Source organism: Sulfurovum sp. bin170, assembly GCF_010892395.1.
Classification (GTDB): domain Bacteria; phylum Campylobacterota; class Campylobacteria; order Campylobacterales; family Sulfurovaceae; genus UBA1140.
Genome location: NZ_JAACKB010000012.1, coordinates 1 through 8,382 on the forward strand (window position 1 = coordinate 1; position 8,382 = coordinate 8,382).

Annotated in this window: 8 protein-coding genes; 3 read left to right on the top strand and 5 right to left on the bottom strand. The window is 36.7% G+C overall.

Features of this window, described 5'->3' with window-relative positions:
• Both GSY74_RS00345 and GSY74_RS00350 read left to right on the top strand, forming a co-directional pair.
• A partial coding sequence (locus tag GSY74_RS00345; RefSeq protein ID WP_223157413.1) for a caspase family protein occupies window positions 1–1,417 on the top strand: 1,417 nt, incomplete at its 5' end.
• Window positions 1,418–1,616: 199 nt separating this feature from the next.
• Window positions 1,617–2,150 carry a transposase gene (locus GSY74_RS00350; protein WP_164663117.1) on the top strand — a complete coding sequence of 178 codons (534 nt, stop codon included), beginning with the start codon at window positions 1,617–1,619 and terminating at the stop codon, window positions 2,148–2,150.
• 165 nt (window positions 2,151–2,315) lie between these two features.
• Here GSY74_RS00350 and GSY74_RS00355 read toward each other — a convergent pair whose 3' ends face one another.
• The 4 genes from GSY74_RS00355 to glmU are packed head-to-tail and all read right to left on the bottom strand — an operon-like array spanning window position 2,316 to window position 6,304.
• Window positions 2,316–3,065 carry an A24 family peptidase gene (locus GSY74_RS00355; RefSeq protein WP_164663118.1) on the bottom strand — a complete coding sequence of 250 codons (750 nt, stop codon included), beginning with the start codon at window positions 3,063–3,065 and terminating at the stop codon, window positions 2,316–2,318.
• Window positions 3,065–3,748, bottom strand: a complete 684-nt coding sequence (gene uppS / locus GSY74_RS00360; RefSeq protein WP_164663119.1) for a polyprenyl diphosphate synthase — start codon at window positions 3,746–3,748, stop codon at window positions 3,065–3,067. Before uppS ends, GSY74_RS00355 begins: the two co-directional genes overlap by 1 nt.
• Window positions 3,738–5,009: a bifunctional phosphopantothenoylcysteine decarboxylase/phosphopantothenate--cysteine ligase CoaBC gene (gene coaBC, locus GSY74_RS00365; protein WP_164663120.1), complete on the bottom strand. Its 1,272-nt coding sequence runs from the start codon at window positions 5,007–5,009 to the stop codon at window positions 3,738–3,740. The genes uppS and coaBC overlap by 11 nt, the downstream gene beginning before the upstream one ends.
• Window positions 5,009–6,304 (bottom strand): bifunctional UDP-N-acetylglucosamine diphosphorylase/glucosamine-1-phosphate N-acetyltransferase GlmU, encoded by a 1,296-nt coding sequence (gene glmU / locus GSY74_RS00370; RefSeq protein ID WP_164663121.1) that lies wholly within the window; start codon window positions 6,302–6,304, stop codon window positions 5,009–5,011. Before glmU ends, coaBC begins: the two co-directional genes overlap by 1 nt.
• 74 nt (window positions 6,305–6,378) lie before the next feature.
• On the opposite strand from glmU, the gene trmA reads away from it, so the two are divergent.
• The gene (gene trmA, locus GSY74_RS00375; protein WP_164663122.1) at window positions 6,379–7,506 is read left to right on the top strand and encodes a tRNA (uridine(54)-C5)-methyltransferase TrmA; all 1,128 of its coding nucleotides are present in this window, start codon (window positions 6,379–6,381) and stop codon (window positions 7,504–7,506) included.
• Here trmA and GSY74_RS00380 read toward each other — a convergent pair.
• The coding region (locus GSY74_RS00380; RefSeq protein ID WP_223157414.1) for a hypothetical protein at window positions 7,477–8,382 on the bottom strand (906 nt) is incomplete at its 5' end. The two genes, trmA and GSY74_RS00380, sit on opposite strands and share 30 nt — an antisense overlap.

Sequence of the window (8,382 nt, forward strand, 5' to 3'; positions counted from 1 at the left end):
AGTGATGAAAAAGTTTAATTACAGTAGAAAAAAAGTATTTAAAATAGCCAAAGAAAAAAATATAAATATTTATTTGTCAAACTCTCAACAAATCTACCCCCAACTAAACCTCTTCATCACAAAAAACAACGAGTGGATAGCATGGACAAAAGAGGGCTTCTACAACGCCTCAAAAGGAGCAGAGCAGTATATCGGTTATCATATCAATAGAGGAGCCAACAAAGAAGCAGAGTTTATGGATGTAAGCAGATTTAGACAGCAGTTCTACCGACCTGACCTTGTGACCAAAGCGATTAATGGTGAAGATATTAGCTCTTATGCCCAAGGGATTGATATTGACTCTATTTTAAATTCAGGTTTGCCACCAAAAGTTGAGATTTTGACCACTTCACACACCATAGATGGGGAGAGTGCCGAGATAGGGGTCAAGGTTTGTGACAATGGTGGAGGAGTAGAGAATCTAAACTTCTATGTCGATGATAAATCTATCAAATACCTAAGCAGAACAAAAGCCTTTAGAGAGAAAAAAGAGACCATTGGAGCGTGTACGGTTATCGAGCAGAGAATCTCTGTGCCTAGTGGCAGACACACCATTGCGTTTGATGCGACCAACCAAAAAGGGGATATTTTATCGAATAAGCCAACCATCACAATTGTCAATAATAAGAGAGTTGAGCGAAAACCAAACTTGCACCTCTTGACCCTTTCGATTAATGACTACAAAGATGATTCACTTGACCTCAAATTCCCCAATAATGATGCAGATAAGTTGAGTAGCAAACTCAAAAGCATTGGAAAATCTGTCTTTGGAACAGTCAACACTTACGCTCTAAAAGATAAGCAAGTGACCAAAGAGCAGATAGATAGAAAAGTCAAAGAGATAGCCGATAGGGTAAAAGCAGATGATGTATTTGTCTTGTATATTTCAGGTCATGGGATTACCAATGATAGAGATGGAGATTATTACTTTATCCCTTATGGTTGTGCCAATGATGCTGATGTGACCAAAGAGGCGATTAACCAACAGATATTCAAAGAGATAATGAGCCAGATTAAAGCTGTCAAATCGGTTATCTTGCTTGATACCTGTCAGAGTGGAAGCATGGCATCAAAAGAGTTGGTAAGCACCTCGGTTAACAGATTTGGGGGCAATGTGGGAAGTGCGATTATTGCAGGGGCTTCGAGTAGTCAGGATGCTATTGATGGGTATAAACAGCATGGGATTTTTACCTATACCATTTTGGACGCAATGGGCAATAAAAAGGTGTATGATTTTGAGGATAGAATCTCTATTACGGATATTGCTAAATATGTAAAAGTGGTTTTGCCACGACTCGCCAAAGAGGCGTTTAACCATGAGCAGAAGCCTACTATTTATCTGAATGGGGATACGAGTTTTGCGATTGGGGGGATTTGATATTTTTTGGTGGTATAATTACCGTAGAGACAAGGCACGCCTTGTCTCCCTCCTATCAATATTATATTTTTAAAACATGACATATTTTGGAACATATCATATTTTTGGAACATATCATATTTTTGAAACATATCATATTTTTGAGACAAGGCGTGCCTTGTCTCTACCATACCGATAAAACATAAAGGAAAGCCCAAAAATGCCAACCGAAAAATTTAACAAGCAATATCGCGTATCATCAACACGATTACAAAATTGGGATTATAGATGGGATGGATATTATTTTATCACCATCTGCCCCAAAGACAAAGAGGAGTATTTCGGCAAGATTGAGAATGGCAAGATGATTTTATCTCCATTGGGTGTTATCGCTGATATATTGTGGTATGAAATAAAAAACCATGCCAAAAATATTAAATTGGATGTATTTGTTGTGATGCCAAATCATATTCATGGGATATTGATTTTATCGGGGAATGAAACCGATGAAAAAAACATTGGACAAAAACGATTTCAAAATCAAGGTAAAAATAGCATATCTTCAATTGTTGGTGGGTATAAATCGGCTGTAACAAAACATGCTCATAGATTGAATTTTGAATTTGGTTGGCAGAGCAGGTTTTATGAAAATATCATACGAGATGAAGATAGATATATGCAGATTGTGGATTATGTGCATCAAAATCCATTGAAATGGGAAAATGATAAATTTTTTAATATTCAAACATCATAACCGTAGAGACAAGGCACGCCTTGTCTCAATGAATGATATGCCTTGTCTCAATAACTTGTCTCAATAACGCATTATTGTATTAATAATTTTAATTTGAATGAGATAAGACAAGGCGTGCCTTGTCTCTACGCTTTACACATAACGATATACATGTTCGAGTAAGTTTTACCCATACATAAGCCACTGGGCAAGTTGCATAAACTGCTTATCAGCTACATATACTATAAATGTAGCAATAGCCAAAAATGGAACAAATGGAACAGCTTTATCTTCTCTCGTATATGTAGCAATCAGTGATGGAATCATAGCTAGTATAGCAGATAAAAAGAGTGCATAGAAGAAGAGTGGAAAACCAAGTAATGCACCCATCGTTCCTGCTACGATAATATCTCCCTCACCCATAGCCTCTTTATTTAAGAAGTACTCTAAGTAGTATTTTAGTAGTATTAATCCACCTGCTGCCATTAGAGCATATTGTATAGACTCTATGATATGTGGATTGATAATTGCTAGAGCAAGAGCCAATAGATTTAGACTATCAGGAACAGCCATATATTTGAAATCTATCATCACCAAAGCAAATAGTAAAACAAATACCATAAATATTATAGGAAGATACCAAACCAATCCAAGTTTCAAAAAGAGTACAATAGCAATCATACCAGTAGCAAACTCTATAAGTGGATACTGCATAGATATTTTCTCTTTGCAAAAATAACATTTGCCTCCTAGTATAATCCATGATATTATAGGTATATTGTGCCACCATTTTAGAGGAGTTTGACAACTTTGACATTTTGAAGCAGGAAAAGCGATATTCTCATCATTTGGGATACGATATATTAGTACATTTAGAAATGAACCAATTACAATACCAAATATAAATACGACCGTAACTAATAAAATCTCTTCCATCAAAGTCCTCCAAATCTTCGATTTCTATTGACATACTGGTCAACAATATCATCCAACTCATGAGGTGTAAAATCAGGCCAAAGTGTAGGTGTAAAGAAAAATTCGGAGTATGATAGTTGCCAAAGGAGAAAATTTGATAGTCTCTGCTCTCCACTTGTTCTTACCATAAGGTCTATATCTGTATATGGAGTATTAAGTTCATCTCCTAAACTATTTTCGGTAATCTCTTCACCTCTACTAGCTAGTCTTGTTGCCGCTTTTGCTATCTCCTCTCTTGAACCATAGTTCAGAGCCAAAATCTGCGTTACATTAGTGTGGTGAGCTGTCTGCTCTTTTATAGAAGCTATAGTTTTTTGAAGTTTAGGTGAAAACCCCTCTATATCTCCTACTGTCTCAAATCTTGCACCAAACCGATGATAGGTCTCAAGCTCTTTTTTGAGCCATCTATCAAGCAGACGCATAAGGAAATCAACCTCATATTTTGGTCGTTTCCAGTTCTCTGTACTAAAGGCATATAGTGTCACAGTCTCTATGGTCTCATGCTCTGCACAATATTCTGTAATATCACGAATAGTGTCTGCACCTTTTTCGTGTCCTTTGGTACGAATCAAACCTCTCTCTTTTGCCCATCTTCCATTGCCATCCATAATGATAGCTAGATTTTTTAATATATTATTGCTCATTTTCTAATTTTTGACTCTCTTTTAAAATTTTAAAAGATAATCCAAGTTTATCAGAAGTTCCGAGGTCTATACTCTCTTCCCCTGTTATAAATATTATGTTGTTCTCATCAGTTCCAAAACTTTGGCTATCTTTTAGCAAATTATAACATACTCCATCTATATCTTTCTTTTTAAGAATAGATTCAGCATTGAAAAATCCATTTTTAGAGTCCATTTCAGCTTTAAATCCGATAGTAATCAATCCATCTTTATTAATCTCTTGTAAAATATCAGGATTTTGTTTCAGTTCTACACTCCATTTATCTCCAATATCACTCTTTTTTATCTTTCCTACCTGCGGAAACTTAGGAGTAAAATCAGATACGGCGGCCGCCATAAAGAGATAAGGTTTTTTCTGTATAAGATGGACAGGTTCACTGCTATTCATACTAGCATGGCTCATCTTCCCTTTTTTGGAGACTCTCACAGCATCAATGGTATACTCTAGCATCTCTTGTGCATCATCTACCTCTATGGTATAAATCTCATTAGGAATCTCACTATACTCTTTTGTTGTTATGAGACAAACATCAGCACCTCTTAGATATAGAGCCGTAGCGAGAGCATTTGCCATTTTACCTGAGGAGAAGTTTGATAGGTATCGTACATCATCTATTTTTTCACGAGTTCCTCCACCTGTTACCACTACTTTTCTATCTCTCCAAAACTCGACTTCAAGGAGTTTTTGTGCTGTTTGGTAGAAGATTTCACTAGGCTCTGCCAATGCACCATCTCCCTCATCTCCACAGGCTAATAGTTTGGATTGTGAAGAGATGATTTTGACATCATTTACTGCCAACATCTTAAGAGAGCCTTCTGTATAGTGGTTTGCCATCATTTGAGTATTGGCAGATGGTGCGATAAGTAGAGGTTTGTTAAAAGCTAGGGCAGTTTGTAGTAAGATATTATCGGCTATACCTTTGCTAAGTTTGTTAATGCTGTTTGCTGTAGCAGGAGCAATAACAAAAACATCACTATCTTTTCCAAACTCTATATGATTCACTCTTGATGACCAACTTTCACTACTCTCTGTAAGAACAGGATTGCGTGTCAAAGCCTCAAATGTCAAAGCGGATACAAATCGTTCGGCACTGGGGGTCATGACCACTCTAACCTCTGCACCTGCTTTGATAAATAGTCTAGCTACTTCACACGCTTTGTAAGCAGAGATACTTCCTGTAACTCCCAAAAGAACTCTTTTCCCCTTTAAATCAAGTTGCATTATCTACTCTTTCCAAAAAATCTATAGAAGAACTCTGCCATGATTTTAAGAGGTGGTCTGGATATAGCAAGACTACCCTGTTTTACATTTTTGGTGAGTGTGGTTCCTGCTGCAATGATAACATCATCCTCTATGGTCACAGGAGCGACCAACTGTGTATCACTTCCCACAAATACATTTTTACCTATAACAGTTTTGTATTTATTTTTGCCATCATAGTTACAGGTAATTACACCTGCACCGATATTCGACCCCTCACCGATAGTAGAATCACCGATATAAGCAAGATGACCTGCCTTGACTCCTGTGAGTGTTGATTTCTTGATCTCAACAAAGTTCCCTATGTGTGTATCTCTAATATCTGCTAGTGGTCGCAGTCGCCCCATTGGTCCAACATCGGAGTTGATGACTTTTGCATCCTCTATCACCGAATGGCTTTTGATGTGAGCATTCTCTAAGTAGCTCTCTCCCAAGATAGTTACACCATTTTCAACTATACATTCTCCTTTAAACTTCGCACGGCAGTCGATATAGATAGTATCAGGCAGACGCATAATCACCCCTGCCATCATTAGCTCCTCTTTGATACGATTTTGCATAATCTCTTCTGCTTTTGCCAAATCAAGCTTGGAGTTTACCCCTTTGAACTCCTCCTCTTCTACAAATATAGGAGTTACCATTAAATCTTCATCAACTGCCATTTTTACTATATCTGTTAGATAATACTCTTTTTGAGCATTATGGTTATCTATCATTGGAATATATCGGTTTAGCAGAGTGCTATCGACACAGTATATCCCTGCATTGACTGTTTTAGTCTCTTTTTGAATCTTATTACAATCTTTCTCTTCAACTATCTCTTGCACTTTCTCATTCTTTATAATTACACGACCATATCCAGATGGATTATCTAGTTTGATAACAGACATATTTATATCTGCATCTCCAGAAGTGAGTGCTAGAAGTGAGTTTTGGGTGATGAGTGGCATATCACCATTTAATATAAGCGTTTTTTCATATTTAGTTGTAATATCTCTCATCGCTCCACCAGTTCCTGGGAACTGCTCTACATCTTGTATATGGAAGTTGATATTTTTATAATCTTTTTCGACAGACTCTTGTATGCGAGAAGCTTGGTGATAGAGTACTATAGTAATGTCATCAGAGATTTTTTGTGCGGCATCTATGGCATGAAAGAGCATCGCTTTTCCTGATATTTCATGGAGAACTTTTGGGGTGGTAGATTTCATTCTACTACCTTTTCCTGCAGCTAATATGACAACAGATATAGACATTTTTTAAACCTTTTCGATAAAATACTGATTAATTTTTAAAAAGTATTATATCCAATACAAATTAAGGTAATAAATTGAATTGTAAACATTTTGGAACATGTGGTTCATGTGCTATTTTTGAACTTGAATATCAACAAGAGTTAGCAGATAAAAAAGAGAGAGTTTTGGGGCTATTGTCTCCATTTGGAGTTAAAGAGTTAGAGGTTTTTTGGGCAAGTGAGTCACACTACCGTGCAAGGTCAGAGTTCAAGATTTGGCATGATGAGAGTGGTGCTAATTACGCGATGGGCAGACTTGATAAAAAAGGAGCTACCAATATAGAGGAGTGTCCCAAAGTTATTGAACCGATAGAGTGGAGAATGAAACTTCTACTCGATGCAATAAACTCTTCGGAGGCTCTAAAGAGGCGTATATTCTCTGTAGAGTTTTTGGCAACCACTACAGATGAGTGTTTGATTACGATGATATATCACCGTAAATTGGATGAGGAGTGGGAAGTAGAGGCAAGAGCGTTGGAAAAATTGCTTGATGCTTCGATTATGGGAAGAAGTCGAAAACAGAAAGTTATTTTGAGTAGAGAGTTTGTAACAGAGAAGCTCTTTATCGATGGTCAGAATTATCTCTATCGACACTACGAGAGTGGGTTCACTCAACCAAATCCTGTTGTCAATATCAAGATGATAGAGTGGGCGATAAAACAGGCTAAAAAAATAGGAAAGGGTGACTTTTTGGAGAGTTACTGTGGGTTGGGAAATTTTACAATTCCACTCTCTAAACAGTTTAACAGGGTCTTGGCTACAGAGATAAGTAAACGCTCTATCAAAGCGGCTAATGAGAATTGTGAGCTTAATGGTGTAAGCAATATAGAGTTTATAAGACTAGCATCAGAGGAGATGACACAAGCATTAAATAAAACAAGAGAGTTTAGACGATTAAAAGATGTGGATTTGGATTCTTATAGTTTTTCCACTGTATTGGTTGACCCACCAAGAGCAGGATTGGATATGAATACCATAAAACTTATATCAAATATAGAGAATATCATCTATATCTCCTGTAATCCCCAAACTTTGGCTAGAGATTTAGTTGAGTTGACTAAGACACATACTATTGAGGATTCTGCAATATTTGACCAGTTTCCTCATACTCATCATGTTGAGTCAGGGGTGTTTTTATGTAGAGATAGCATTTTTATTGGTTGAAAAGTTATACTTCAAAATTTGTTCAGTCTCAATATCCCAACACCATAGATTATCAGGAGTGAGATGGACTCCACCTATCCATCTATCTACCTTATGAAGTTCAAACAGATTTTTTTTGCCTTGGAGTACCTCAACTCCAAGAGAGGTGAGCTTTAGGTCTCTACCATTCTCCATAGAGTTTAGTAGATTTGCTTCAACAAGTCTTTTTAGTATATCCCAAAAGAGTACATCACCCATAAAAAGTCTCTCTTCACTATTTTGATACTCTTCAAATATATCTTGGGGTTTCTGTTTTCCATCTGAGATAATCAGAAGTGCTTGATGAGCAGTTCTTGAGAGACCATTTATGCTGTTTGGATACTCCTCTAATATTCGTTTAACGGCATCTTTTAGAAATGGCAACGCTTCTATATCATCGTTTAGTAGTTTATATATAACTTGTGGAGTCTTTGATGAGAATGCAGACCAAGCCTTTCTAGCAGTGATAAAGTGCCTGTGTGTGACAAGCTCTCTGTTATATAATAAAAATTCTCTAAGCTCTTTGGGTGTAGATTTTTCCAAGTAATTTTCAGGAGAGATAATAGATATTTGGGTATCAGTAGAAGCATATTTTGCAAACCAGTCTAGAAGTTGAATAAGTTGAAGTTGGTCATAGAGGTCATGTTCAAACCATAAGAAAATTTTATCATATTTTCTAAATGATTTTAAAGTAGAGTCTCTATCTTTAAAGTTTTGGTAGACTTCTGAGAACTCTCCTAAACCTTTTTTGCTGATAAATTCTGCTCTCACTTTTGAAAGTGCTTCCAGTGATAGACTTTCGGGAACAGGACCTTCATGTAGAAAGTCTTGCCATGGAAGAAAAGAGCCAAGTATATC